Origin of the sequence: Klebsiella oxytoca (assembly GCF_009707385.1) — a bacterium.
Taxonomy (GTDB): Bacteria; Pseudomonadota; Gammaproteobacteria; order Enterobacterales; family Enterobacteriaceae; genus Klebsiella; species Klebsiella oxytoca_C.
Map to the genome: position 1 here is coordinate 1,263,138 of NZ_CP046115.1, position 26,639 is coordinate 1,289,776.

Annotated in this window: 25 protein-coding genes; 19 read left to right on the forward strand and 6 right to left on the reverse strand. The window is 56.0% G+C overall.

The genetic code is table 11. From position 1 onward, the window contains the following. The first annotated feature begins 113 nt into the window (after nt 1-113). From GJ746_RS05875 to GJ746_RS05895, 5 genes are all read left to right on the forward strand, one after another. Nucleotides 114-755, forward strand: a complete 642-nt coding sequence (locus GJ746_RS05875; protein WP_004129647.1) for a hydrolase — start codon at nt 114-116, stop codon at nt 753-755. Between the two features lie 442 nt (nt 756-1,197). Continuing rightward, the gene (locus tag GJ746_RS05880) at nt 1,198-1,743 is read left to right on the forward strand and encodes an antibiotic biosynthesis monooxygenase (protein ID WP_154679345.1); all 546 of its coding nucleotides are present in this window, start codon (nt 1,198-1,200) and stop codon (nt 1,741-1,743) included. Nucleotides 1,744-1,767: 24 nt separating this feature from the next. Then, nucleotides 1,768-3,636, forward strand: coding sequence for an amidohydrolase (locus tag GJ746_RS05885; RefSeq protein WP_154679346.1), 1,869 nt, complete (start codon nt 1,768-1,770; stop codon nt 3,634-3,636). A gap of 124 nt (nt 3,637-3,760) precedes the next feature. Further along, a complete protein-coding gene (locus GJ746_RS05890; RefSeq protein WP_154679347.1) occupies nt 3,761-6,418 on the forward strand; it encodes a DUF2339 domain-containing protein in 2,658 nt (885 codons plus the stop codon). Then, nucleotides 6,415-7,809, forward strand: a complete 1,395-nt coding sequence (locus GJ746_RS05895) for a DUF3999 domain-containing protein (protein WP_154679348.1) — start codon at nt 6,415-6,417, stop codon at nt 7,807-7,809. Before GJ746_RS05890 ends, GJ746_RS05895 begins: the two co-directional genes overlap by 4 nt. 47 nt (nt 7,810-7,856) lie before the next feature. On the opposite strand, the gene GJ746_RS05900 is transcribed toward GJ746_RS05895, so the two are convergent. Together GJ746_RS05900 and acpH are read right to left on the reverse strand one after the other, a co-directional pair. Continuing rightward, the gene (locus GJ746_RS05900) at nt 7,857-8,459 is read right to left on the reverse strand and encodes a peroxiredoxin (RefSeq protein WP_004099418.1); all 603 of its coding nucleotides are present in this window, start codon (nt 8,457-8,459) and stop codon (nt 7,857-7,859) included. Nucleotides 8,460-8,629: 170 nt separating this feature from the next. Then, the gene (gene acpH / locus GJ746_RS05905; protein ID WP_154679349.1) at nt 8,630-9,211 is read right to left on the reverse strand and encodes an ACP phosphodiesterase; all 582 of its coding nucleotides are present in this window, start codon (nt 9,209-9,211) and stop codon (nt 8,630-8,632) included. A gap of 160 nt (nt 9,212-9,371) precedes the next feature. Between acpH and queA the strand changes: the two genes are divergently transcribed. The 8 genes from queA to GJ746_RS05945 all read left to right on the forward strand — a co-directional run bounded on the left by queA (nt 9,372) and on the right by GJ746_RS05945 (nt 17,528). Next, on the forward strand, nt 9,372-10,436 hold the full coding sequence (queA, locus tag GJ746_RS05910; protein ID WP_154679350.1) for a tRNA preQ1(34) S-adenosylmethionine ribosyltransferase-isomerase QueA: 1,065 nt from the start codon (nt 9,372-9,374) through the stop codon (nt 10,434-10,436). 109 nt (nt 10,437-10,545) lie between these two features. Beyond that, nucleotides 10,546-11,673, forward strand: coding sequence for a tRNA guanosine(34) transglycosylase Tgt (gene tgt, locus GJ746_RS05915; RefSeq protein ID WP_154679351.1), 1,128 nt, complete (start codon nt 10,546-10,548; stop codon nt 11,671-11,673). A 22-nt stretch (nt 11,674-11,695) separates the two neighbouring features. Next, nucleotides 11,696-12,028: a preprotein translocase subunit YajC gene (yajC, locus tag GJ746_RS05920; protein ID WP_154679352.1), complete on the forward strand. Its 333-nt coding sequence runs from the start codon at nt 11,696-11,698 to the stop codon at nt 12,026-12,028. A gap of 27 nt (nt 12,029-12,055) precedes the next feature. Next, nucleotides 12,056-13,903: a protein translocase subunit SecD gene (gene secD / locus GJ746_RS05925; protein WP_154679353.1), complete on the forward strand. Its 1,848-nt coding sequence runs from the start codon at nt 12,056-12,058 to the stop codon at nt 13,901-13,903. Between the two features lie 10 nt (nt 13,904-13,913). After that, complete coding sequence (gene secF, locus GJ746_RS05930; protein WP_154679354.1) at nt 13,914-14,885, forward strand: protein translocase subunit SecF; 972 nt, start codon at nt 13,914-13,916, stop codon at nt 14,883-14,885. A 117-nt stretch (nt 14,886-15,002) separates the two neighbouring features. Continuing rightward, nucleotides 15,003-16,394: a M24 family metallopeptidase gene (locus GJ746_RS05935; protein WP_154679355.1), complete on the forward strand. Its 1,392-nt coding sequence runs from the start codon at nt 15,003-15,005 to the stop codon at nt 16,392-16,394. A gap of 64 nt (nt 16,395-16,458) precedes the next feature. Next, nucleotides 16,459-16,824 carry a VOC family protein gene (locus GJ746_RS05940; RefSeq protein WP_154679356.1) on the forward strand — a complete coding sequence of 122 codons (366 nt, stop codon included), beginning with the start codon at nt 16,459-16,461 and terminating at the stop codon, nt 16,822-16,824. A gap of 14 nt (nt 16,825-16,838) precedes the next feature. Continuing rightward, a complete protein-coding gene (locus tag GJ746_RS05945; RefSeq protein WP_154679357.1) occupies nt 16,839-17,528 on the forward strand; it encodes a helix-turn-helix transcriptional regulator in 690 nt (229 codons plus the stop codon). A gap of 45 nt (nt 17,529-17,573) precedes the next feature. Here the strand turns inward: GJ746_RS05945 and GJ746_RS05950 are convergent, their stop codons facing one another. Continuing rightward, on the reverse strand, nt 17,574-18,458 hold the full coding sequence (locus GJ746_RS05950; RefSeq protein WP_154679358.1) for a nucleoside-specific channel-forming protein Tsx: 885 nt from the start codon (nt 18,456-18,458) through the stop codon (nt 17,574-17,576). A 310-nt stretch (nt 18,459-18,768) separates the two neighbouring features. Next, nucleotides 18,769-19,311 carry a DUF3251 domain-containing protein gene (locus GJ746_RS05955; RefSeq protein ID WP_154679359.1) on the reverse strand — a complete coding sequence of 181 codons (543 nt, stop codon included), beginning with the start codon at nt 19,309-19,311 and terminating at the stop codon, nt 18,769-18,771. Nucleotides 19,312-19,458: 147 nt separating this feature from the next. Here GJ746_RS05955 and nrdR point away from each other — a divergent pair, with 147 nt between their 5' ends. The 6 genes from nrdR to pgpA all read left to right on the forward strand — a co-directional run bounded on the left by nrdR (nt 19,459) and on the right by pgpA (nt 23,564). Then, a complete protein-coding gene (nrdR, locus tag GJ746_RS05960) occupies nt 19,459-19,908 on the forward strand; it encodes a transcriptional regulator NrdR (RefSeq protein WP_014228162.1) in 450 nt (149 codons plus the stop codon). A gap of 3 nt (nt 19,909-19,911) precedes the next feature. Further along, the gene (gene ribD, locus GJ746_RS05965) at nt 19,912-21,015 is read left to right on the forward strand and encodes a bifunctional diaminohydroxyphosphoribosylaminopyrimidine deaminase/5-amino-6-(5-phosphoribosylamino)uracil reductase RibD (protein WP_154679360.1); all 1,104 of its coding nucleotides are present in this window, start codon (nt 19,912-19,914) and stop codon (nt 21,013-21,015) included. A 93-nt stretch (nt 21,016-21,108) separates the two neighbouring features. After that, nucleotides 21,109-21,579, forward strand: a complete 471-nt coding sequence (gene ribE / locus GJ746_RS05970) for a 6,7-dimethyl-8-ribityllumazine synthase (protein ID WP_154679361.1) — start codon at nt 21,109-21,111, stop codon at nt 21,577-21,579. 19 nt (nt 21,580-21,598) lie between these two features. Next, the gene (gene nusB, locus GJ746_RS05975; protein ID WP_154679362.1) at nt 21,599-22,018 is read left to right on the forward strand and encodes a transcription antitermination factor NusB; all 420 of its coding nucleotides are present in this window, start codon (nt 21,599-21,601) and stop codon (nt 22,016-22,018) included. Between the two features lie 75 nt (nt 22,019-22,093). Further along, the gene (gene thiL, locus GJ746_RS05980; protein WP_154679363.1) at nt 22,094-23,068 is read left to right on the forward strand and encodes a thiamine-phosphate kinase; all 975 of its coding nucleotides are present in this window, start codon (nt 22,094-22,096) and stop codon (nt 23,066-23,068) included. Next, complete coding sequence (gene pgpA, locus GJ746_RS05985) at nt 23,058-23,564, forward strand: phosphatidylglycerophosphatase A (protein WP_154679364.1); 507 nt, start codon at nt 23,058-23,060, stop codon at nt 23,562-23,564. Before thiL ends, pgpA begins: the two co-directional genes overlap by 11 nt. Nucleotides 23,565-23,724: 160 nt before the next feature. Here the strand turns inward: pgpA and GJ746_RS05990 are convergent, their stop codons facing one another. Together GJ746_RS05990 and dxs are read right to left on the reverse strand one after the other, a co-directional pair. After that, nucleotides 23,725-24,699: an aldo/keto reductase gene (locus GJ746_RS05990; RefSeq protein ID WP_154679365.1), complete on the reverse strand. Its 975-nt coding sequence runs from the start codon at nt 24,697-24,699 to the stop codon at nt 23,725-23,727. Between the two features lie 60 nt (nt 24,700-24,759). Continuing rightward, nucleotides 24,760-26,622, reverse strand: coding sequence for a 1-deoxy-D-xylulose-5-phosphate synthase (dxs, locus tag GJ746_RS05995; protein ID WP_154679366.1), 1,863 nt, complete (start codon nt 26,620-26,622; stop codon nt 24,760-24,762). Nucleotides 26,623-26,639 lie beyond the last annotated feature (17 nt).

Here is a 26,639-nt window from a genome sequence, read left to right on the forward strand (position 1 = left end):
TAATAACTCGTTAGAAATAACTGACTATACTCATCATGCTTTATCAGTCAGGATCAGGACAGCACAACAGTAACGGTAATGTCTTTTTAACTCATTGATTAACAGGATAAGTTATGTCTATTCGTGAACTGATCGATCCCTCTAATTCTGCTCTTATTTTTATTGATCACCAGCCGCAAATGTCTTTTGGCGTCGCTAATATTGACCGCCAGACCCTTAAAAATAATACCGTGGCTTTAGCCAAAGCGGGCAAGATTTTTAATGTTCCGGTCATTTATACATCAGTAGAAACAAAAAGTTTTAGCGGCTATATCTGGCCGGAATTGCTGGCCGTGCATCCTGATGTGAAGCCTATTGAACGTACCTCGATGAACTCCTGGGAAGATGCGGCTTTTGTTGCCGCGGTAAAAGCGACCGGGCGTAAGAAATTAATTATTTCCGCACTATGGACGGAAGTGTGCCTGACTTTCCCGGCGCTGATGGCGCTGGATGCGGGCTATGAAGTTTACGTGGTGACCGATACCTCCGGCGGTACCTCAGTTGATGCCCACGAACGTTCCATTGACCGTATGGTGCAAGCCGGGGCGGTTCCGGTGACCTGGCAACAGGTACTGCTTGAGTACCAGCGCGACTGGTCGCGTAAAGAGACCTATGACGCGGTGATGGACCTGGTCCGCGAGCATAGCGGCGCTTACGGGATGGGCGTGGATTACGCTTATACCATGGTGCATGGCGCGCCAGAGCGTAAAGCTTAAATACACTTCATCCTTCACGCTGCCTCTTTGTTGGCTTCGTTTGTCCGCCCCGGTCACTGACTGATGTCAGCTCCCGGGGACGAACAACCTTGCCGCCTCGACGCAGCATGAATGATTTTGTGTATTAGCATCATCCTTCACGCTGCCTCTTTGTTGGCTTCGTTTGTCCGCCCCGGTCACTGACTGATGTCAGCTCCCGGGGACGAACAACCTTGCCGCCTCGACGCAGCATGAATGATTTTGTGTATTAGCATCATCCTTCACGCTGCCTCTTTGTTGGCTTCGTTTGTCCGCCCCGGTCACTGACTGATGTCAGCTCCCGGGGACGAACAACCTTGCCGCCTCGATGCCGCATGAATGATTTTGTGCATTGTCATTATCATTGTCATTTATGGCTAATGGCGGAGAAATCCCGCCATTAGCCAGCAGCAAGGAACTCTTAATGGCGCAGCAGAAATCGGTGACCCTGGTTATCAGCCATGTGCTCGACCCCGAACATGGCCAACGGTATGAAGAGTGGCTGGGCAAAATTATGCCGATCGCGGCAGAGTTTCCCGGCCATCTTGGCGCAAACGTGATTCGTCCCGCCGTCGGGCAGAATTTATGGAGCGTTATCATTCGCTTCGACACCATTGAGCATCTTTACGCCTGGACGCAGTCGGAGACCCGCCGCCAGCTGGTGGCGGAAATCGCGCCGCTGCTCAGCGAAGGCGATCGTACCGAAGTGCGTACCGAACCGGACTTCTGGTTTACGCCGCCTGCGGCCAACGTGCGCCAGCCGCGACGCTGGAAGCAATTTTTAATCACCCTGCTGGTGATTTTCCCCAGCACTAACCTGGTGCCTTCGATAACCGGCGCGCTGTTGCCCTCGCTGAAGGGAAGCCTGCTGCTGCACCTGATTAACGATGCCTGTGTGGTCGCCCTGGTGGTCTGGTTCTGGATGCCCATCGTGACCCGTCTGTTTGCTGGCTGGTTAAAGAAAAGCTGAGCCAGTCTCTTCAAGGAGCGCGCTATGTCGCAAACTGCCACACTGATCCTGACCCACGGTCGGGTTCATACTCTCGATCGTCAAAATCCGCTGGCCGATGCTATCGCCATCGCCGATGGCAAAATTCTTGCTGCCGGTAGTCACGATCGAATCATGAGCTTTGCCGCGGAAGGAACGCAAATTATCGATCTTCAGGGCCACACGGTGATCCCCGGCCTCAACGATTCCCATCTGCATCTGATCCGCGGTGGGCTGAACTACAATCTGGAGCTGCGCTGGGAGGGGGTTCCCTCGCTGGCGGACGCGCTACGGATGCTTAAAGAGCAGGCCGATCGCACGCCGTCGCCGCAGTGGGTGCGGGTGGTCGGCGGCTGGAGCGAATTCCAGTTTGCCGAACGGCGAATGCCGACGCTGGAAGAACTGAACGATGCTGCGCCGGATACTCCGGTGTTTGTCCTGCATCTGTACGATCGCGCCCTGCTAAACCGCGCGGCGCTGAAGGCGGTGGGCTACACCAAAGAGACCCCGGATCCGGCGGGCGGCGAGATCGTGCGCGACGGCAACGGCAATCCGACCGGGATGCTGATCGCCAAACCTAACGCCATGATCCTCTACTCCACGTTGGCCAAAGGGCCGAAGCTGCCGCTGGAGCTTCAGGTCAACTCAACGCGCCAGTTTATGCGCGAGCTCAATCGCCTGGGGCTGACCAGCGCTATCGATGCCGGCGGCGGTTTCCAGAACTACCCGGAAGATTATGAAATTATTGAGCAGCTGCACGCCAAAAAGCAGATGACCGTACGCATCGCCTATAACCTGTTTACCCAGCGTCCGAAGCAGGAGCTGGAGGATTTTGAGCGCTGGACCGATATGCTCAAACCGGGACAGGGGAACGATTTTTACCGCGCCAACGGCGCCGGAGAGATGCTGGTCTTCTCGGCGGCGGATTTTGAGGATTTCCTCCAGCCGCGTCCGGATTTGCCGGAAGGGATGGAAGATGAGCTGGAGCGGGTGGTGCGCCATCTGGTTGAACACCGCTGGCCGTTCCGCCTGCATGCGACCTATGATGAGTCCATCAGCCGCATGCTCGACGTCTTTGAAAAGGTTAATCGTGATATTCCGTTTAACGGCCTGCACTGGTTTTTCGATCACGCGGAAACCATCACCGAGCGCAATATTGAACGCGTCAAAGCGCTGGGCGGCGGTATTGCGGTTCAGCACCGTATGGCTTTCCAGGGCGAATACTTTGTCGACCGCTACGGCAAAGATGCGGTCAAACATACCCCGCCGGTCGCGAAAATGCTTGAGCTGGAAGTTCCGGTGGGGCTGGGGACGGATGCTACCCGCGTGGCGAGCTACAACCCGTGGACCGCGCTCTACTGGCTGGTTTCCGGACGTACGGTTGGCGGAATGGCGATGTATGACGAGAGCAACCGCCTGCCGCGCGATGTGGCGCTGGAGCTGTGGACCGCAGGAAGCGCGTGGTTTTCCAGCGAACAGGGGAAGAAAGGGCGCATTGAACAGGGCCAGCTTGCTGACCTGGTCGTGCTCTCCAGAGACTACTTTAGCGTTGCGGAAGAAGAGATTAAGGGAATTGAGTCGGTGCTGACGGTGGTTGACGGCAAGGTGGTATACGCCGCCGGACACTTCTCGCCGCTGGCGCCGCCGCCTGTTCCGGTTCTGCCCGAGTGGTCGCCGGTGGTGAAGGTACCGGGCCACTATCGGTCCGCGCCGCCGACGGCCGCGAAAATTGGCGCAATAGTCCAGATGCATCAGTGCTGCGGCAGCTGCGGGGTTCATGGACATCAGCATGATATTGCGCGCAAATCGTCGATTCCGGTTGCCGATGAGCAGGCGTTCTGGGGCGTGCTTGGCTGTTCCTGCTTTGCGTTTTAACGCGGCTGGTGCCTGGCTGGTGAGGGCATTGATGCCCTCATTTGCGTTTTTCACCTCGCACGGATAGCGCTGATAAGACAATTTATGTCATTCTGCTCCCTCTTCAAAGAGTGAAGGTGGGAGCATGGACGATCTGCTGGTCTTCGGCTGTATTATTTTATTATTTGGGCTGGTGGGGGGACCCCTCATCGCTATTGCCGCGCTCAGGCGCAGCGCGGCGGTCCGGCTGGAACTGGCGACTTTGCAGCGTCGGGTTGAGGAGCTTGAGCTGCGCGGTGTTGCGCAAGCACCGGTGGCGGAGGCTAGTGGCGTCGTGCCGACTGCCCCGGAAGTCGTTGCCTCTGTTGACGCAATAGCGCTGGTAGAACACGAGCCATCACCGGCGCCCGTGGCGGAAGCCGTTGACCCGTGGCTCTCGCAGCCGAAGCCAACGCCGAAGCCGGAGCAGATGGCGAAATCGGCTCCTGAAACCGAACAACCTTCCGCGTTTGGCGGGATGGTATCGTCATTGGTTCGTTGGTTTATGCAGGGCAACCCGCTGGCGAAGCTTGGTATTCTGCTGCTGTTTCTTGGCCTCTCATTTCTGCTGCGCTATACCGTTGAACACGCTCTTTTCCCCCTCGAGCTACGTCTGGTTGCGGCGGCGCTGTTCGCGATCGTTCTGCTGGCGGTGGGATGGCGATTGCGGCATAAACAGCCGATGTATGCGCTGATCTTACAGGGCGGGGCAACGGGAGCGCTCTATCTCACCGTTTTTGGCGCGTTTCGCCTGTGGCAGATGCTGCCGATGACCCTGGCGTTTGCGCTGCTGGTGGTGATTTGCGCGGCGAGCGTAGGGCTGGCGATTCTGCAAAAAGCGCTAAGCCTGGCGATGCTGGCGAGCCTGGGAGGTTATCTTGCGCCGCTGCTGCTCTCTACCGGCGGCGGCAGTCATGTCGCCCTGTTCTCATTCTATCTTCTGCTGTCGGTCGGCATTCTCGCTATCAGTATCTGGCAGCACTGGCGGGAGCTGAACCTGCTTGGGCTGTTATTTACCTTTGGCGTCGGTGGCCTGTGGGGACTGAATGGTTATCGGCCAGAGTATTACCTGAGCTGCCAGCTGTTCTTGATCGCCAACACGATTATTTTTGGCGTGCTGTGCGTGGCGCTATCGCTGCGGGCCCAGGAAAAAGGTAAGCAGATTATTGACGGCGTGCTGCTGTTTGCGCCGCCGCTGATCGGCTTTGCGATGCAGTACGCCATCACCCGACATTTCGAATATGGACCGGCGCTCAGCGCGTTGGGCTACGGTGGCTTCTACCTGGCTTTGGCTTGGCTGGCGCTGCGTCGTTATCCCTCTGCGGGCAAGCTGCTGGTGCTGGCTGCGCTGGCGCTCGGCGGCGTATTTACCACCCTTGCCATCCCGTTGGCGCTTTCCGCCCGCTGGACCGCGATGGCCTGGTCGCTGGAAGGCCTCGGGATCCTCTGGCTGGGCGTGCAACAGCAGCAGCGACGGATGAGCTACAGCGGTACTGCGTTACTGGTTTTCGCGGTTTGCAGTGCGCTATGGGCGCAGGTGAATGATGCCACTCCACTGTCTTTAATGCTGATTTTCGCCGTGCTCAGCCTTAGCTGGCTGATAGCGGCATGGCTGTGGAGAAACATTCAGATTCAGGGCAGCTGGGCGTTGCTGACAGGCGGGCTGCTGTTCTGGATAGTGGCGCTTGTCGGCGCATCGCGGCTGGCGTTGAGTAAAGACGCGCACATTTTATTTAGCGTCCTGGCAACCCTGGCGGCATCGGCGTGGTGCTGGCGAGCGGCTGCGGCTCGTTTGGCCTGGCGTGAGCTGGATTTGAGCAAATGGCTGCTGTGGCCAATGATGCTGATGGCGCTGTTTTATCAGCTATCCCAGCAGCAGGTATTCTTTGCGGGCTGGCAAAATCTGGCCTGGTGCGCTGCGCTTCCGGCGGCGATGGCCCTGCTCTGGCGTGATGGGCACAGCCTACCGCCGCGCATAAATATGCTTGCCCATCTGTCGCTGTTCTGGATGATTTTGCTGGCGCTGGCAATGGAACTGTTTTGGTTTACGCAGGATTTGCCGTGGGGCATGGCGGCGTGGGCGAGCGGATTAATAATGGCGGCAGGCGGAGTTCTGATCTTCCTTGTCTCTGAAGCCGTACGTCGGCAAATTTGGCCATTCCGGGTATGGCCTGCGCTGTATGCTTCTCTGGCGATGATACCGGTAGCTATTGTTCTGGGGGGCTTGTTAACTCTGGCGAACCTGCAGGATGGTACGGTCTATGGTCAGACTTACTTGCCGTTTATCAACCCACTTGAAGAGGGGGCCGCTTTCGCGCTGCTCGGACTGACAATCTTTTATCGTAGCTCGCGGCGCTATTTTCCAGAACAGTCGGCCGTATACCGCCCATGGCCCGCCGTCGCTTTACTGGCGCTCGGTTTCTGGTGGCTGAACGGCCTGCTGCTGCGCGCCCTGGCCTGGTTCGGTGAGGTGGCATGGAGCATTGAGTCGCTGTGGCATTCACGCTTGATTCAGACCACTTTCGCGCTGGTCTGGACGCTGGTGGCGCTGGCGGTGATGCTGCGTGCGACGCGACGTCTTTCACGCCGCGAATGGCTATGCGGCGCCACGTTGTTGGGCGTTGTCATTGTGAAACTGATGCTGGTCGATAGCGCACGCGGTGGCGGGCTGGCGCGAGCTATCGCATTTATCGGCGTGGCTATTTTGGTGTTGATCGTCGGGTATTTTTCACCGTTGCCGCCTAAAGCAGGAGAAGAGAAATGAAATGGATGAAAGCGGTGCTATGCAGCGTATTACTGGGCGTGGCGGGAAGTGCGGCAAGTAGCGATAACGTGCGAGAAATGCCCATGGACTATACGCAGGGAGTGATGCTGAAAACCACGGGCACATCGCCCTGGTATCGCGTTGAGCTCTCTCAGTCGATATATCAGGGAACCGCATGGCCCGATTTACGCGATGTGCGCGTATTCAACCATCAGGGGGACACCGTGCCGTTCTCTTTGCTGGTGCAGAAGACGCCGCCCGTTACGCCTAAAGCGATGGCCCTACGGCTTTTCCCTCTGGACATGTCGCTGGTTCCGCCACCTGAGGAAGGGCGCCGCAGCGGAGAATCGCTGGTGTTGCGTTCAGCGACGGGGATCGAAATTCGTCTGGAGAGTGATAATCCAGGTTCACTCGGGAAGAGCTACTTATTAACTCTGCCTGAAGATAAAATGGACGCTTTTACGCTGGATCAGCTGAAGCTGAACTGGGACTCACCGACGGAGAACTGGCAGGGGAAAGCGTCGCTATACTCCAGTCGTGACTTGAAATACTGGCGCACTCTGCAGGAGGACGCGCCGCTGATGGATCTGGCGCGCGGTAGCGATCGTTTGCAAATGGACACGATCGGCACCAACCTGACGCTCTCCGCAGAGGGTAATCGTTACCTGCTGGTGATCTTTGATGCACAAAGCAAGGCGATAGCGCTGAATGGCGTGCAAGCCCTGGCCGAACGCAGAGAGCCTGAGTCTTCGCGCATTGGGCTCGATGCCCAGGGGCGAAAAATCTCTGACGATGAAGCCGTTTGGCACTGGAGCCAGCCTCAACCGCTGAGCTCGCTCAGGATATCCATGGAGAGTGAAGGGGTTTTGCCGGTGGAGCTTTCCTGGCGCAGTGGCGAAAAAGAGCCCTGGCAGCCGCTGGCGAAAACCGTGCTGTATCAGCTGGACGGCAAGCGTTCTGAAGATATTCATCTTGATGGGCAACTGGTTGAAGCTGTACGGATGAAGACGATTAACGCCAGATTGCCAGAGTCGCTGCCCGAGATAAGCGGCGGGCGCGATGAATACCTGGTGGTCTTTAATACCCAGGGAAAAGGGCCTTATATGCTGGCATGGGGAAACCGGGCGGCGCAAAAGGCAGATCTCGACCTCGACATGCTGATCCCGGCGTCGCTGCAGAAAACGCAGTCCGTGAATGACCTGCCTCTTGCCGTCGTGCAAGAAAGCGTCACATTGGGCGGCGAGGCGCGATTAGCGGCGACTTCGGCTGCGGAACAGCAGAGCAGCTGGAAAACGCTGCTGGTGTGGGGAGCGCTGATCGCGGGCGTCGTGGTTCTGGCGCTGATGGCGTGGAGAATCTGGCGTGAAGTGAAAAAAAGCGGCGGCGTATAAAACAAAAAAGGCTCGCATTCGCGAGCCTTTTGTCGAACGTATGCCGATTACAGGCTGGATACGTTCTCGGTCAGGTATTTAGCTACGCCTTCCGGAGAAGCAGCCATACCTTCTTTTCCTTTTTCCCACTGTGCCGGGCAAACTTCACCGTGCTCTTCGTGGAACTGCAGCGCGTCAACCATACGCAGCATTTCGTCGATGTTACGACCCAGCGGCAGGTCGTTAACCACCTGGTGACGAACAACGCCGTTGGCGTCGATCAGGAAAGAACCGCGCAGGGCAACGCCCTCATCCGGGTGCTCAATACCGTACGCTTTCTGGATTTCGCGCTTGATGTCAGCAACCATTGCATATTTAACCGGACCGATACCGCCCTGGTCTACCGGGGTATTACGCCATGCGTTGTGTACGAACTCGGAGTCAAAAGAAACGCCAACGACTTCTACGCCGCGTTTCTGGAATTCTTCGTAGCGCTTGTCAAAAGCGATCAGTTCCGACGGGCAAACGAAGGTGAAGTCCATCGGCCAGAAGAACAGAACGGTGGCTTTACCGCTGGTGTGCTGTTTGAAGTTGAATTTCTCAACGATTTCGCCGTTACCTAAAACTGCTGCCGCGGTGAAGTCCGGAGCCTGACGAGTAACCAGAACCATATGATTCTCCTGTTAATACTAAGGTTAATTGGAACGCAACGCGGGCAAGTATAGGGAGAGGGGCGGGGGAACTCAACGTGACGTTGACAATCGATGAGATAGGTTTTGTCTATCGTTTGCTATTTAAAAGAGCTTTTCAGAATATCCTTTTCCGGAAAAAGCGCAATCATTTAGAGCTCGCGTTTTTTTGCCTGAGCCATCATCTGCGGATAGAAGCGCCAGAACTGCTGTTCAAGCCGATCGTAGTGGACGTCCAGATCCTGCCAGGAGTCGCGCAGGGCATCAAGCTTCGGGCGGCGGCTGGCCATACCGTTCAGCACGCGCTGAATAAAATCCATGTCCCGATAGCGTTCTAGCCAGCGCTCTGACCACAGGTATTCATTAAGATTGACAAAACGCGGCGGAGAATCAGGCAGGATCTGCGTCACCTGGGCATGCGCATAGTGTACAAACTCCGGCAGCGGCAGTTCCGGAGACAGCTGCGCCCAGTGGCGTGACAAAAAATGGTCCCACATCACGTCGAGTGAAATTGGCGCGACGCGGCGGGTCTCGGGGCGAAACCATGCGCGCGCCGTTTTGACCTCCGCCAGATTGTCAGTCATCACGTCTATACGCCGATGCATATAAATACCGTCAACGACATCCGCGGGATATTCGCCCTGCGGATTACCGCGGACAAAATCGGCCAGCAGGTTGCCCGGCAGCGAGCTCTCCGCAAGGTGGGCGAGGTGTAAATGCGCGAGAAAATTCATATCGACTTCAATCCTTCACACGGTCACTGACCGATTTGCCGTTGTTGCAGGTTAATCATTGTGTTTAGTTATTATATCCGGCGTTGAATAGGGTAACGGTTGCAGGAAGACCCTGCCGGCACTAGACTACCCGCCTCTTTATTAAGTCTGAGTTACCGTCATGCGCGTTGCCGATTTTTCCTTTGAATTACCCGAGTCCCTGATTGCCCACTATCCTATGCCGGAGCGCAGTAGCTGCCGCTTGCTGTCGCTGGATGGGCCGACGGGCGCGCTGACGCACGGTACTTTCACCGATCTGCTCGATAAGCTCAACCCTGGAGATTTGCTGGTCTTTAACAATACCCGCGTGATCCCGGCCCGCCTGTTTGGCCGTAAAGCCAGCGGCGGCAAGATTGAAGTGCTGGTTGAGCGCATGCTCGATGATAAACGTATTCTGGCACATATCCGCGCTTCTAAAGCGCCAAAGCCCGGCGCTGAGCTGCTGCTCGGCGACGATGAAAGTATTAAAGCGACCATGGTCGCGCGTCGCGATGTGCTATTTGAAGTTGAGTTCGACGACGCGCGCAGCGTGCTGGATATTCTCAACGCTATCGGCCATATGCCGCTGCCGCCGTACATTGACCGCCCGGACGAAGATGCTGACCGTGAGCTGTACCAGACCGTGTATAGCGAAAAGCCGGGCGCCGTCGCCGCGCCAACCGCCGGTCTGCATTTTGACGAGCCGCTGCTGGCGAAGCTGCGTGAAAAAGGCGTCGAGATGGCCTTCGTCACGCTGCACGTCGGGGCAGGAACCTTCCAGCCGGTACGCGTAGACAGTATTGAAGACCACATCATGCACTCTGAATATGCGGAAGTGCCACAGGAAGTGGTTGACGCGGTGCTGGCGGCGAAAGCGCGCGGCAATCGGGTGATTGCCGTCGGAACCACGTCGGTGCGTTCGCTGGAAAGCGCGGCGCAGGCGGCGAAAAAAGAGCTGATTGAGCCTTTCTTCGATGATACGCAGATTTTTATCTATCCCGGCTATCAGTACAAAGTGATAGATGCGCTGGTAACTAACTTCCATCTGCCTGAATCAACGCTGATTATGCTGGTTTCGGCGTTTGCCGGCTATCAGCACACGATGAACGCCTATAAGGCTGCGGTAGAGCAAAAATATCGCTTTTTTAGCTACGGGGATGCAATGTTTATCACGTACAATCCGCAGGCTATTTCTGAGCGTCCGTAAGAAGGCTATCTCACCAGCCGCCGTGACGCCCCAGGGAATTTATTAGCTATGGAATCATTCCGTAGCGAGTTGTTAAACGTCAGACTGTTTTTCTGACGCAGGAGTGATGATGAAATTTGAGTTAGATACCACCGATGGTCGCGCTCGTCGCGGCCGTCTTGTGTTTGAGCGCGGCGTGGTTGAAACGCCCGCCTTTATGCCGGTTGGCACCTACGGCACCGTAAAAGGGATGACGCCGGAGGAAGTTGAAGCGACCGGTGCGCAAATCATTCTCGGCAATACTTTCCACCTGTGGCTGCGTCCGGGTCAGGAGATCATGAAGCTGCACGGCGACCTGCACGACTTTATGCAGTGGAAAGGGCCGATCCTCACTGATTCCGGCGGTTTCCAGGTCTTCAGCCTGGGCGATATTCGCAAGATCACCGAGCAGGGCGTGCATTTCCGTAATCCGATCAACGGCGATCCGATTTTCCTCGATCCGGAAAAATCAATGGAGATTCAGTACGATCTCGGTTCTGACATCGTGATGATCTTCGACGAATGTACGCCATACCCGGCGGACTGGGATTACGCTAAGCGCTCGATGGAAATGTCTCTACGCTGGGCGAAGCGCAGCCGCGATCGTTTTGACGGTCTGGGCAATAAAAACGCGCTGTTTGGTATTATTCAGGGCAGCGTTTACGAAGATTTACGTGATATCTCTGTTAAAGGTCTGGTAGAGATTGGCTTTGATGGCTACGCTGTCGGCGGTTTGGCTGTTGGTGAGCCGAAGGAAGATATGCACCGTATTCTGGAGCACGTCTGCCCGCAGATCCCGGCCGACAAACCGCGATACCTGATGGGCGTCGGTAAGCCGGAAGACCTGGTTGAAGGGGTGCGCCGCGGAATTGATATGTTCGACTGCGTCATGCCAACGCGCAACGCGCGTAACGGCCACCTGTTCGTCACCGATGGCGTGGTGAAAATCCGCAACGCGAAGCACAAGAGCGACACTTCGCCGCTGGATGCGGAGTGCGATTGCTACACGTGTCGCAACTATTCACGCGCTTACTTGCATCATCTCGACCGTTGCAACGAAATATTGGGCGCGCGCCTCAATACCATTCATAACCTGCGTTATTATCAGCGCTTAATGGCTGGTTTACGCAAGGCTATCGAAGAGGGTAAATTAGAGAGCTTCGTGGCCGATTTTTACCAACGTCAGGGTCGAACCGTTCCACCTTTGAACGTTGACTAATTTTAATAATGAGGGAATTTCAATGAGCTTTTTTATTTCTGATGCGGTAGCAGCAACCGGTGGCGCGGCGCAGGGCAGCCCGATGTCTCTGATCCTGATGCTGGTGGTGTTTGGTCTGATTTTTTACTTCATGATCCTGCGCCCACAGCAGAAACGCACCAAGGAACATAAAAACCTGATGAACTCCATTGCCAAAGGCGACGAAGTTCTGACCAACGGTGGTCTGGTTGGGCGCGTCACTAAAGTTGCGGAAACCGGATATATCGCTATCGCGCTGAACGATACCACTGAAGTGGTTATCAAACGTGACTTCGTAGCTGCCGTTCTGCCGAAAGGCACCATGAAGGCGCTGTAATTACCCATTTTCCCTAAGGGAACTGCCGTGTTAAACCGTTATCCTTTGTGGAAGTACATCATGCTGGTCGTCGTTATCGTCGTCGGCCTGGTGTATGCGCTTCCCAACCTGTATGGTGAGGATCCGGCTGTTCAAATCACTGGCGCGCGCGGAGTCGCCGCCAGTGAGCAAACGCTGATCCAGGTCCAGAAAACACTACAAGAAGAAAAAATAACCGCGAAGTCTGTGGCACTGGAAGAGGGCGCAATTCTTGCGCGCTTCGACACCACCGATATCCAGCTGCGCGCGCGTGAAGCGCTGGTTAGCGTGCTGGGTGACAAATACGTCGTGGCGCTTAACCTTGCTCCGGCAACCCCACGCTGGCTGGCGGCCCTTTACGCCGAGCCGATGAAGCTGGGTCTTGACCTGCGCGGCGGCGTGCACTTCCTGATGGAAGTTGACATGGACACCGCTCTGGGCAAGCTGCAGGAACAAAACATCGATAGCCTGCGCAGCGAGCTGCGTGATAAAGGCATTCCTTATGCGACCGTGCGCAAAGAAGATAACTATGGCCTGAGCATCGCCTTCCGCGATAGCGGCGCGCGCGACCAGGCGATTGCTTACCTCAGCCCACGTCACCGCGATCTGGTTATTTCCACTCAGGGCAGCACCGGCCTGAAAGCCGTGATGACCGATGAGCGTCTGAAAGAAGCCCGCGAATATGCCGTTCAGCAGAACATCAATATCCTGCGTAACCGTGTAAACCAGCTGGGCGTAGCCGAACCTCTGGTTCAGCGTCAGGGTGCCGACCGTATTGTGGTCGAGCTGCCGGGTATTCAGGATACCGCGCGTGCGAAAGAGATTCTTGGCGCGACCGCGACGCTGGAATTCCGTCTGGTTAACACTAACGTTGATAGCTCCGCTGCGGCTTCCGGCCGCGTTCCGGGCGATTCAGAAGTGAAATTTACCCGTGAAGGCCAGCCGGTAGTGCTCTACAAGCGCGTTATCCTCACCGGTGACCACATCACCGACTCGACGTCGAGCATGGATGAGTACAACCAGGCGCAGGTTAACATCTCCCTGGATAGCGCTGGTGGCAATATCATGTCTAACTTCACCAAGGACAACATCGGTAAACCGATGGCGACCCTGTTCGTGGAGTACAAAGACAGCGGTAAGAAAGATGCCAACGGCCGTGCGATTCTGGCGAAAGAGGAAGAGGTGATTAACATCGCCAATATCCAGTCTCGTCTGGGTAATAGCTTCCGTATTACCGGTATCAGCAACGCGACCGAAGCGCGTCAGCTCTCTCTGCTGCTGCGTGCGGGTGCGCTGATTGCGCCGATTCAGATTGTTGAAGAACGTACCATTGGTCCAACTCTGGGTATGCAGAATATCCAGCAGGGTCTGGAAGCGTGTCTGGCCGGTCTGGTGGTCTCTATCCTGTTTATGATCTTCTTCTATAAGAAGTTCGGCCTGATTGCGACCTCTGCGCTGATTGCTAACCTGGTGCTGATCGTCGGCATCATGTCCCTGATTCCTGGGGCGACGCTGACCATGCCGGGGATTGCGGGTATCGTGTTAACCCTTGCGGTAGCGGTTGATGCGAACGTTCTGATTAACGAACGTATTAAAGAAGAGCTGAGCAACGGCCGTTCCGTGCAGCAGGCTATCCACGAAGGCTACGCCGGCGCGTTCAGCTCCATCTTTGATGCCAACATTACGACGCTTATCAAAGTGATTATCCTGTACGCGGTCGGTACCGGTGCCATTAAAGGGTTTGCGATTACTACCGGTATCGGTATCGCGACCTCAATGTTTACCGCTATCGTCGGCACCCGTGCCATCGTGAACCTGCTGTACGGCGGCAAGCGCGTTAAAAAGCTGTCTATCTGAGGAGTGCGTTGTGGCACAGGAATATACTGTTGAACAATTGAACCACGGCCGTAAAGTCTGGGACTTTATGCGCTGGGACTACTGGGCCTTCGGCATTTCAGGTTTTTTGCTGATTCTGTCCATTATTATTATTGGCGTACGCGGGTTTAACTGGGGTCTGGATTTCACTGGCGGAACGGTGATTGAGATCACCCTCGAAAAACCTGTCGATATGGACCAGGTGCGTCAGTCGCTGCAGAAGGCGGGCTTTGAAGAGCCGCAGCTGCAAAACTTCGGCAGCAGCCGCGACATCATGGTGCGTATGCCGCCTGTGCATGACGTCAACGGCAGCCAGGAGCTGGGTAGTAAAGTCGTTAGCGTAATTAACGAATCGACCAGCCAGAGCGCGACGGTCAAGCGCATTGAGTTTGTCGGGCCGAGCGTCGGTGCCGATCTTGCGCAAACCGGTGCGCTGGCGCTGATCGCCGCGCTGGTGTGTATCCTGATCTACGTTGGTATTCGCTTTGAGTGGCGTCTTGCTGCTGGGGTGGTTATCGCCCTGGCGCACGACGTGGTGATCACCATGGGCGTGCTGTCGCTACTGCATATCGAGATTGACCTGACCATCGTGGCCTCGTTGATGTCGGTTATCGGCTACTCGCTGAACGACAGTATCGTGGTATCTGACCGTATTCGTGAAAACTTCCGTAAGATTCGCCGCGGTACGCCGTATGAAATCTTTAACGTGTCGTTGACGCAGACGCTGCACCGTACCTTGATCACCTCCGGGACAACCTTGATGGTTATCCTGATGCTGTATCTCTTCGGCGGCCCGATTCTGGCTGGCTTCTCGCTGACCATGCTTATCGGTGTTTCTATCGGTACGGCTTCTTCTATCTACGTCGCCTCCGCGCTGGCGCTGAAGCTGGGCATGAAGCGTGAGCATATGCTGCAGCAGAAAGTTGAGAAAGAAGGGGCGGATCAGCCGTCAATTCTGCCGTAAGACAATAGCATGTTGATAAACGAATCCCGGTCGCAAGGCCGGGATTTTTTTTATTACAGCCGGGCGGATTTTGGTTACTCTCCAGTATCAGCGTTAAATGACATGGAGAAATGCCCGATGGCTGTCGTAACTCTTTCCACCGTTGCTCAACCCCCTCTCTGGCACGATGTGCCTTCCGTTACGCTTAACGACGACACTCTGCGTCGGCGCAAGGCGAAAGTGCTGGCGAATATGCATCAGCAGGGCTTAGACACCCTTATCGTCTATGCCGATAAAGAACATGGCGGTAATTTTGAGTATCTCACCGGCTTTATTCCCCGTTTTGAAGAGGCCCTGCTGGTGCTGCATCGGGACGGCGAGGCGGTGCTGGTACTGGGTAACGAGAACCTCAAGCTGGCAGGCTATGCCCGGCTGGAAAACAGGGTGATTCACGCGCCGTGGTTTTCGTTGCCTAATCAGCCGATGGAAACCAGCAAAACGCTGGCTCAGCTGCTTCAGGAAGCAGGCGTAGCGGCGGGGAAAAGCATTGGCCTGGCTGGCTGGAAGCTCTTTACCGGCGCGGCTGACGACCGTTCGCACATGTTCGATCTCCCTGCTTTTATTGTGGACGCCATTCGCCAGGCCGCAGGGCCCCAGGCGAAGATGACTAATGCCACCGGTATTTTTATCGACCCGGCAGACGGGGCGCGAGTCACCAACAATGCCAATGAGCTGGCGCACTATGAGTACGGCGCTAATCTGGCCTCAACCGCCATTCTGACCGCGCTGAACGCTATTGCGCCGGGTAAAACGGAAAAGCAAATCGGCGCGCTGCTGGCGGCGGAAGGCCAGCCAAATAGCGTGGTGATGATTGCCGCCACCGGCGATCGCTTTGCCAATGCCGGGCTTTATCCGGGCGATAAGGTTATCCGGCGCGGAGATAAATTCTCGTTGACCACCAGCTTCAAAGGCGGTCTGAGCAGCCGCGCCGCCTACGTGGTGGCCGACGAAAGCGAACTGGCGCCCGAGGTAGCTGATTATCTTGAAGTGGTGGCGAAACCCTATTTTAACGCCGTGGTTAACTGGCTGGAAAATCTGCGCATCGGTACGCGCGGCGGCGATATGTATGCGCTGATTGAGCAAGTGTTGCCGAAGGCGGATTATCACTGGCATCTTAATCCAGGACACCTGGTGGCGGATGAGGAGTGGCTCTGTTCGCCCATTGGCCCTGACTCAGCCGCCTGTCTGCAGAGCGGGATGATACTGCAAATCGACATTATTCCTTCCCGATCGGGCTACGGCGGCGCAAGCATCGAAGATACCGTGGCGCTTGCCGATAGCGCGTTACGTCAGGAGCTGGCGCAAAGCTATCCCGAACTCTGGCAGCGCATTGTTACCCGACGCTCGTATATCAGCGAACGGCTTGGTATTACGCTTCCTGAAGAGGTACTGCCTTTCTCCAGTATCGTCGGCTACCTGCGTCCGTGGCTGCTTAGCCCGGAGCGCGCGCTGGTCTGCGCACCATGCTGACATAATGCTGTCAGTAGGCCTGTCATACACTCCTCCTGAACCCAAACAATGGACAGGAGGATGTATGAACAACGTTATTAACTGGTTTGAGATTCCGGTTGCGGATATGGATCGTGCCGTGGCGTTTTACGAGCCGGTGATGCAGGTCACGCTGAAACGGGAAAATATGGAGTGTGCCGAAATGGCTGTATTTCCTTATCAGGACCCGGCTCCCGGCGGCGCGCTGGCAAAGTTTGATAGCGTTAACCCCTCCGATCAGGGATGCATTATCTATCTGCATACCGACAATCTGACGGCCACGCTAGAACGCGTCAACTCTGCGGGCGGAAGCTGCGTTTTTGGCCCCTTTGCTCTGGCGGACGATATCGGCACGATTGCCCTGTTTATCGATAGTGAGGGGAATCGGATTGGTTTGCATCAACCCGCATAAATGAGATAACAAAAATGAGCCGACGCGCCGACCGCCTTTTTCAAATCGTCCAGATCCTGCGGGGGAGAAGATTAACCACCGCCGGGCTGCTGGCCGAGCGGCTCGGGGTATCGGAGCGGACGATCTACCGCGACATTCGCGACCTCTCGCTCTCTGGCGTTCCGGTTGAGGGCGAGGCCGGAAGCGGCTACCGGCTGCTGGCGGGCTATGATCTGCCGCCCCTGATGCTGACAACCCAGGAATCGGAAGCGCTGGTGGCCGCTATTCGGCTGCTACAGACCTGGGGCGGCGCCTCGTTGTCTCTGGCGCTGGAGTCTGCCCAGGAAAAAGTGCTGGCTATCCTGCCCGCCGAGAGCCGACGCAAAGCGGAGCAGTCGCGCCTGTTCGCACCGGACTTCGGCTCTCAGGGCTATAGCAAAGATCGCTTTGATTTAGTGCATCGGGCCGTCTCCGCCCAGCAGGCGCTGGCGCTGCACTATCGTGATGAGGCGGGAAACGTGTCGCAGCGTGAAGTGCTGCCGCTGGGGCTTTTTTTCTGGGGAGAGCGCTGGCTGCTGGTGACCTGGTGCGAATTGCGGGAAGATTATCGCTGTTTTCGTCTCGACCGTTGTCTGGATATTGCCGCGACCGGGCGCCATTTCAGTGAAAGAGCCGACCGTTCATTGAGCGATTTTTTGCGAAAGGTGAAATGCGAAGAGCGTTAATGATGAGGTATCCCCGGCGCATCCGCCGGGGAAAATCAGAGCAGTTTAGAAGTTGTAGCCGACCACGAAGTAACCACCCCAGCCGGTAGAACGGACGTTAAAATCGCCATCGCCGAAGTTCAGCTTAGCGTCATCCGCCCACTGGCCGCCGTTATGGAAGTAACGCGCCACGATGGAGTAGTGCCAGTGCGCGTAGTTCAGCGCCAGGATGTGGCTGGAAGCAATGGAGTTGCTGGTACGAGCATGCTTGCCGTTCAGATCGTAGAAGTTGTCATCGCCCAGATCGGAACCCCAGTCAAAGTTGGTGAAGCCGATATAGCTCAGCGAGCCGCCCCACAGGTCGGTCAGTGGGACAAAGTATTTCACTTTGAAGCGGTAGCCATCCCACTCGTTCTCGTTGGAGGCGCCATAGTTTTGCCACTGATATTTAGCATAAACGTTCAGTGAGAGGCTCATCGGCAGGCCGGTATCGATATCCGTACCCAGACCCATATACCAGGTGCTCTGGCGGCCGGACTTGTTGCGGCCCATATCGTAGATGTAGTTATTGGCGAAATACCACTCTTTGAACGGGCCGAAGCTGAGGTCGGTTCCGGTCAGTTTGTCGATAGAGAAACGCGGCTCAATTTCCATAAACAGCGGAGAACCGTGGTTCCAGATACCTTTCGCGTCGGTGTTACCGCCGAAGAATACCGGCGCATCCATATAACCATAGAAATCAAACCAGTCTTTTTTGGCGAACGCTTCGTATTCCAGATAGGTATCGTTACGGATCTGCGGCCCAAAACGAGTGTGGTAGCTGCCCACCACGTTCACACTCTGGTGCCACCAATCAGACAGATATTGCGGTTTGTCGTTTTCTGCCGCGCTGACAGAGAAAGATGCGGAGAGCGCCAGAGCTGCGCCGGCTGCCAGTAATGTTTTTTTCATAATGATGCCACTGTTTAAAATTAAGCCTGAAGGCGTTAAAAGAATTGCCGGAGCGTTTCTAAATATTTCGTATTTCTGTGGCGTCTATTATAGGAATCATTGCTCACAAAAATATGTGTTGTTTCACATAACGAACATTTGCGTAATCGATTGCGTTCACGATTTTATGCATTTCCTGACAGAATGCCACTGAAATTCATAAATGCTGTCAATTTTTAGTGAACTGAATGGGAAATCTGTAAGTGGATTTGCGTGAGAGAGATAAACCGGGCAGGTAAAGCCGGATGTTCAGGGCATCCGGCTGGGGAGATTATTGCATCTGTGCGGGCTGGATATCATGAATGCGGATAAAACCAACCTGCTCGGGCGTAACGCCATTCAGGCGCAGCGGAATATCGACATCGCTCGGCGCCAGAACGCTTGCCGGTGCGCTAATGAGCTGATTCTGCACGTTTACTTCCTGATAGCTATCGGTTGTGCCGCTGATCTGCCCGGAGGCCACGGTTGCGCTAAAGGCCGGCAGCGGATCGTTGGATTCTCCCTGAATGCGTAGCGTCAAACGGGTACCGTCGCCATCCGGGGAGATATTGAGCAACGACATACGCAGGGTACCAATTTGGCTTTTCAGACGGGCCGGCGTTTTCGCTCCCGGCAGCAGGTAAACGCCGCTGCTTGATTTCGCATTCAGGAGGTTTTGCTGGGTGATTTTTACCGTTTGCTGATTAAGCTGGGTCATCTCTTTGCTCAGAGTGCTCACGCTCTGATTCATCTGGCGGATTTCGCTTTGCTGCGCGCAGGCGCTGAGGGTGAAAATGCTACCCACAATGGCCAGTTTTAAATAACGTCTTGTCATAGTCGGGATTCCGTTAACAGAGGATGCTTAATGGTAGATCGTTCGGCTAAGCGCACCATAGATCCTTTGTCTCAAAAGCTCTTTCTTTGTTGTCGGGTCACTTCGCGGTAAACTATCCGTTAGTTTAACTACATGTCAGGATGCGCTATGCATTGCCCTTTCTGTTTCGCCGTAGATACCAAAGTTATCGATTCTCGTCTGGTGGGCGAGGGCTCTTCGGTGCGCCGTCGCCGCCAGTGTCTGGTCTGTAATGAACGTTTTACGACGTTTGAAGTGGCGGAGCTGGTGATGCCGCGGGTAGTGAAAAGCAACGATGTACGTGAGCCCTTCAATGAGGACAAACTGCGCAGCGGAATGCTGAAAGCGCTGGAGAAGCGTCCTGTGAGCTCGGATGACGTCGAAATGGCGGTTAATCACATTAAAACCCACCTGCGCGGGACCGGCGAGCGTGAAGTGCCGAGCAAAATGATCGGCAATCTGGTGATGGAGCAGCTGAAAAAGCTCGATAAAGTGGCCTATATCCGCTTTGCTTCCGTCTATCGCAGCTTCGAAGATATCAAAGAGTTCGGCGAAGAGATCGCCCGCTTACAGGACTGAGACATGCAGGACGAAATGTACATGGCGCGAGCGCTTAAGCTGGCGGCGCGCGGACGCTTTACGACTCATCCCAACCCGAATGTCGGCTGCGTGATTGTCAAAGACGGCGAGATCGTCGGCGAAGGTTTTCACTATCGCGCTGGCGAACCGCACGCGGAAGTGCACGCGCTGCGCATGGCTGGCAAAAAAGCCAAAGGTGCGACGGCATACGTGACGCTGGAGCCCTGTAGCCATCACGGGCGTACGCCGCCGTGCTGCGAAGCGCTGATTGACGCGGGCGTATCCCGCGTCGTTGCCGCAATGCAGGATCCAAACCCGCAGGTTGCCGGGCGAGGTTTATACCGTTTACAGCAGGAAGGCGTCGAGGTCAGCTACGGACTGATGATGAACGAAGCCGAAGCGCTGAATAAAGGCTTTCTGAAGCGGATGCGTACCGGTTTCCCCTATATTCAGCTTAAAATGGGCGCATCGCTGGATGGCCGTACGGCGATGGCTAGCGGCGAGAGCCAGTGGATAACTTCAGCGCAGGCGCGACGCGACGTGCAGCGTCTGCGGGCGCAAAGCCACGCTATTCTTACCAGCAGCGCGACGGTGCTGGCGGACGATCCGGCGCTTACCGTGCGCTGGGACGAGCTAAACGCTGAAACCCAGGCGCTGTATTCGCAGGAAAACCTGCGACAGCCTTTACGTGTCGTCATCGATAGTCAAAATCGCGTCACGCCGCAGCATCGTATCGTGCAGCAGGCGGGGGAAACGCTGTTTGCCCGCACCCGTGAAGATGAACGTCAGTGGCCGGAGAGCGTACGCTCTCTGCTGGTGCCGGAGCATAAAGGACATCTGGATCTGGTTTTACTGATGATGCAGCTGGGTAAACAGCAAATTAATAGTATCTGGGTAGAAGCTGGGCCAACCCTGGCTGGCGCGCTACTGCAGGCCGGGTTAGTGGACGAGCTTATCGTCTATATTGCGCCTAAACTGTTAGGCAGCGATGCGCGTGGATTATGTGCGCTGCCCGGGCTTGAGAAACTTGAGCAAGCACCCCATTTCAAATTCAATGAGATACGTCATGTAGGCCCGGATCTGTGCCTGCATTTAGTGAATGCTTGATTTCCCCGGTTAAAAGGGAAAGCAGTGCGCCGATAATTATGATAGAATCCGCCCCCCTTGCGGGGCCAAATGAACCGAACCCGAAGGAAGAGTATGAACATTATTGAAGCTAACGTTGCTACCCCGGACGCTCGCGTCGCCATCACCATTGCGCGTTTCAACAATTTTATCAATGACAGCCTGCTGGAAGGTGCGGTTGACGCCCTGAAGCGTATTGGTCAGGTAAAAGATGAAAACATTACCGTTGTTTGGGTTCCAGGCGCGTATGAACTGCCGCTGGCGGCTGATGCACTGGCGAAAACCGGTAAATATGATGCGGTGATTGCGCTGGGTACCGTTATCCGTGGCGGCACTGCGCACTTTGAATATGTGGCTGGCGGTGCAAGCAATGGCCTGGCGCACGTCGCTCAGGACAGCGGAATCCCGGTAGCCTTCGGTGTTCTGACCACAGAAAGTATTGAACAAGCCATCGAACGTGCCGGCACTAAAGCCGGAAACAAAGGCGCTGAAGCAGCGCTGACCGCGCTGGAAATGATTAACGTATTGAAAGCCATCAAGGCCTGAATTTTGTAAGGGGAATTCCGTGAAACCTGCTGCTCGTCGCCGCGCCCGTGAGTGTGCTGTCCAGGCGCTTTACTCCTGGCAGTTGTCCCAGAACGACATCGCTGATGTTGAATACCAGTTCCTGGCGGAACAGGATGTGAAAGATGTAGACGTTCTGTATTTCCGTGAACTGCTGTCCGGAGTGGCGACTAACAGCGCGTATCTTGACGGCCTGATGAAGCCCTATCTTTCTCGTCAGCTCGACGAGCTGGGTCAGGTGGAAAAAGCGGTGCTGCGTATCGCGCTGTTTGAGCTGTCAAAGCGTAGCGATGTTCCGTACAAAGTGGCGATTAACGAAGCCATTGAACTGGCTAAAACCTTTGGCGCTGAAGATAGCCACAAGTTTGTCAACGGCGTGCTGGACAAAGCTGCCCCGGTAATTCGTCCCAACAAAAAGTAAACTCCAGGGCCGGTTTTTGCAGAGTTTCACTCCTGCAAGCCGGCCTTATTCTTTTCTTTTGCTGAGGCATAACGTATGGCATGCGGCGAATTTTCCCTGATTGCCCGTTATTTTGATCGCGTAAAAAGCGCTCGTCTTGATGTTGAAACCGGCATTGGCGACGACTGCGCGCTTCTGAACATCCCCGAGAAAAAAACGCTGGCAATCAGCACCGACACTCTGGTGGCGGGAAACCATTTTTTACCCGACATCGACCCTGCCGACCTCGCTTATAAAGCGCTGGCGGTGAATCTGAGCGACCTGGCGGCAATGGGCGCTGAGCCTGCGTGGTTAACCCTGGCCCTGACCCTGCCCGAGGCGGACGAAGCCTGGCTCGAAGCCTTTAGCGACAGCCTGTTCGTCCAGCTCAACTATTACGATATGCAGCTCATTGGCGGCGATACCACGCGCGGACCGCTGTCGATGACGCTGGGTATTCACGGCTTTGTACCGACTGGACGCGGTTTGAAGCGTTCTGGAGCGAAGCCGGGCGACTGGATTTACGTTACCGGCACCCCCGGCGACAGCGCTGCCGGCCTGGCGATTTTGCAGGATCGGCTGCAGGTGGCAGATGCCACCGATGCGGATTATTTCCTGGCGCGCCATTTGCGTCCGTTGCCGCGGGTTCTGCAGGGGCAGGCGCTGCGCGATCTGGCGAATTCCGCCATCGATCTTTCCGACGGTCTGATTTCCGACCTTGGACATATCCTCAAAGCCAGCGGCTGCGGCGCGCGCGTCGATCTTGATGCAATGCCTTTCTCCGATGCGATGCTTCGCCAGGTTGAGACGGAACAGGCGCTGCGCTGGGCGCTCTCCGGCGGCGAAGATTATGAGCTGTGCTTTACCGTGCCTGAGCTCAATCGCGGGGCGCTGGACGTGGCGCTTGCTAATCTTGGCGCGCGTTTTACCTGTATTGGCCAGATTGTTCCGCAATCGGAAGGCCTGCAGTTCACCCGTGAAGGTAAGCCTGTGACATTCGATTTTAAGGGATACGATCATTTTGGCGCGTAGTAGAGATGTGGCGAAAAGTCGCCTGAAGATGAGTAACCCCTGGCATCTGCTGGCGACGGGATTCGGCAGCGGCCTTAGCCCCGTCGTCCCCGGTACGATGGGGTCGCTGGCGTCGATCCCTTTCTGGTATCTGTTGACCTTACTCCCCTGGCAGCTCTATTCGCTGGTAGTGATGATGAGTATCTGCATCGGGGTGTATATTTGCCACCGTACGGCGAAAGATATGGGTACCCACGATCACGGCAGTATCGTCTGGGACGAGTTCGTCGGCATGTGGATAACCCTGATGGCTTTGCCGACGATGGACTGGCAGTGGGTTGCCGCCGGATTCGTGATTTTTCGCATTTTTGATATGTGGAAGCCGTGGCCTATCCGCTGGTTCGACCGTAATATTCATGGCGGGATGGGGATCATGGTGGATGATATCGTTGCCGGGGTGATTTCCGCCGGGGTGCTGTACGTTATTGGCCACCACTGGCCGATTGGGTTTTTCTAAAGTGGTGTGTACCGCCAGGAGATCGCGCAAGCCAGCGTTTCCCGGGGGCAGAGTAGCACCATTTTCCGGAGGCATCGGTGAACCCGTCGTTCGCAGATGTTGGTGAACCTGTAGCCCGGCTAAGCGTAGCGCGAGCCGGGGCTTTACGGGCAATAGTGCGTTACTTAAACCCCACAATCGGGTGAGGTTTATATGGCTTCTCCAGCTTTTCAATCTGCTGTGGCGTAAGCGTTAAATCGACCGCATGCAGCAGTTCATCCAGCTGCTCCTGTCGTGAAGCGCCGATTATCGGCGCGACTACGCCGGGTTTGCTCAGCAGCCAGGCCAGCGCAACCTGAGCGCGGTTGGCATCAAGCTCTTCCGCCACTTCGGCCAGGTTTGTCGCAATCAGTTCATCATTTGCATCCATGGCATTGTAGAGCGATTTACCGAATTCGTCTGATACCAGACGGGCGGTGGTTTCCCCCCACGGGCGCGTCAGGCGACCGCGCGCCAGCGGGCTCCACGGCATCACCGCGACGCCTTCGCGGCTGCACAGGGGCAGCATCTCGTTCTCTTCTTCACGGTAAATCAGATTGTAGTGATCCTGCATGGTGACAAAACGGGCCCAGTTATTGTGTTCCTGTAACGCCAGCGCCTGGGCGAACTGGCGCGCATGCATCGACGATGCGCCGATATAGCGGGCTTTTCCCGCCTTGACCACGTCGTTTAGCGCCTCGAGGGTTTCTTCAATGGGCGTGGTGTAATCCCAGCGATGGATCTGCAGCAGGTCGACATACTCCATGCCGAGACGGCGCAGGCTGTCGTCAATCGAACGCAGGATCTGCGCCCGCGACAGTCCCTGCGGCAGATCGCCCACCTGATGATAAACCTTGGTCGCGACAATCACCGAATCGCGTCGGGCATATTCGCGCAGCGCGCGACCGAGGATCTCTTCGCTGCTGCCGTCTGAATAGTTATTAGAGGTGTCGAAAAAATTAATGCCGCCTTCGAGGGCGTATTTAATCAGCGGGCGGCTGCTCTCTTCCGGTAAAGTCCAGGCATGGTTACCGCGGTCCGGTTCGCCGAATGTCATGCAGCCGAGGCAAAGTCGGGAAACGCGCAGATCGGTATCGCCAAGAGGGATGTAGTGCATAGTGCGCTCCTGCTACGGATAAAGGGTATCCCTTAAGCATAGCAGGAGCGGTCAGCGGAATTATGCTAGCCAGGCGTTGATTTTGGCTTCTATTCCGGCGGCGTCGAGGCCGAGATCGGCAAGAACTTCTTCCTGGGTTCCCTGGGGGATAAAGAAATCAGGCAGACCAAGATTCAGCACCGGAACCGCACGACGGCGCGACATCAGCAGCTCATTCACGCCGCTGCCAGCGCCGCCCATAATGGCGTTTTCTTCCAGAGTGACCAGCACCTCATGTTCAGCAGCCAGCTGTAGCACCAGCGCCTCATCCAGCGGTTTGGCAAAGCGCATATCCACCAGAGTGGCGTTAAGCTTTTCCGCCACTTTGGCAGCCTGCGGCAGCAGAGTGCCAAAGTTGAGGATTGCGATTTTCTCGCCTTCGCGCTTCACCACGCCTTTGCCGATAGGCAGCGAGGACAACGGTTCATATACGGCACCGGTTCCGCTGCCGCGCGGATAGCGCACCGCGCTTGGGCCGTCGCCATAGTGATAGCCGGTATACAGCATCTGGCGGCATTCGTTTTCGTCGCTTGGCGTCATGATGACCATATCCGGGATGCAGCGCAGGAACGAGATATCAAACGCGCCCTGGTGAGTTTGTCCATCGGCGCCGACAATTCCCGCGCGGTCGATAGCAAACAGCACCGGCAGCTTCTGGATGGCGACATCGTGAATCACCTGGTCGTAGGCGCGCTGCAGGAAAGTGGAATAAATCGCCACCACCGGCTTATAGCCGCCAATCGCCAGCCCGGCGGCGAAGGTTACCGCATGCTGCTCGGCGATGGCGACGTCAAAATACTGGTCAGGGTATTTTTTTGAGAACTCGACCATCCCCGAACCTTCGCGCATTGCCGGAGTGATGGCCATCAGCTTGTCATCTTTAGCCGCAGTTTCGCACAGCCAGTCGCCGAAGATTTTAGAATAAGTGGGCAGGCCGCCGCTGCTTTTCGGCAGGACGCCGCTGGTGTGGTCGAATTTAGGCACCGCGTGGAAGGTAATCGGGTCTTTTTCCGCCGGCTCATAGCCGCGGCCCTTTTTGGTCATAATGTGCAGAAACTGCGGCCCTTTCAGGTCGCGCATATTCTTCAGCGTATTAACCAGACCGATTACATCGTGCCCGTCCACCGGCCCTATGTAATTAAAGCCCAGCTCTTCAAACAGCGTCCCCGGAACCACCATCCCTTTGATGTGTTCCTCGGTGCGTTTGAGCAGCTCTTTAATCGGCGGTACCCCGGAGAACACCTTTTTGCCGCCTTCGCGCAGCGTGGAGTAGAGCTTGCCGGAAAGCAGCTGCGCCAGATGGTTGTTGAGAGCGCCGACGTTTTCGGAAATCGACATTTCGTTGTCGTTGAGCACCACCAGCAGGTCAGGTTTGATATCGCCAGCGTGGTTCATCGCTTCAAACGCCATCCCGGCGGTGATTGCTCCGTCGCCAATCACGCAGACCGCGCGGCGCTGCTTGTCTTCTTTCGCCGCGGCGATGGCGATACCGATCCCGGCGGAGATAGAAGTAGACGAGTGGCCGACGCTCAGGACGTCATACTCGCTTTCCCCGCGCCACGGGAAGGGATGCAGTCCGCCTTTCTGGCGGATGGTGCCGATCTTGTCGCGGCGTCCGGTCAGAATTTTATGCGGATAAGCCTGGTGGCCGACGTCCCAGATTAGTCTATCGAACGGCGTGTTATAGACGTAGTGTAGCGCCACGGTCAGTTCTACCGTGCCGAGGCCAGAGGCAAAATGCCCGCTGGAACGGCTGACGCTGTCCAGCAGGTAACGCCGCAGTTCGTCGCACAGTTTCGGCAGGCTATCTTTCGGCAACAAACGCAACTCCTGGGTGGAGTCCACCAGCGCCAGGGTCGGGTATTTGGCAATATCAAAACTCATCTGAGACTCATTTATTG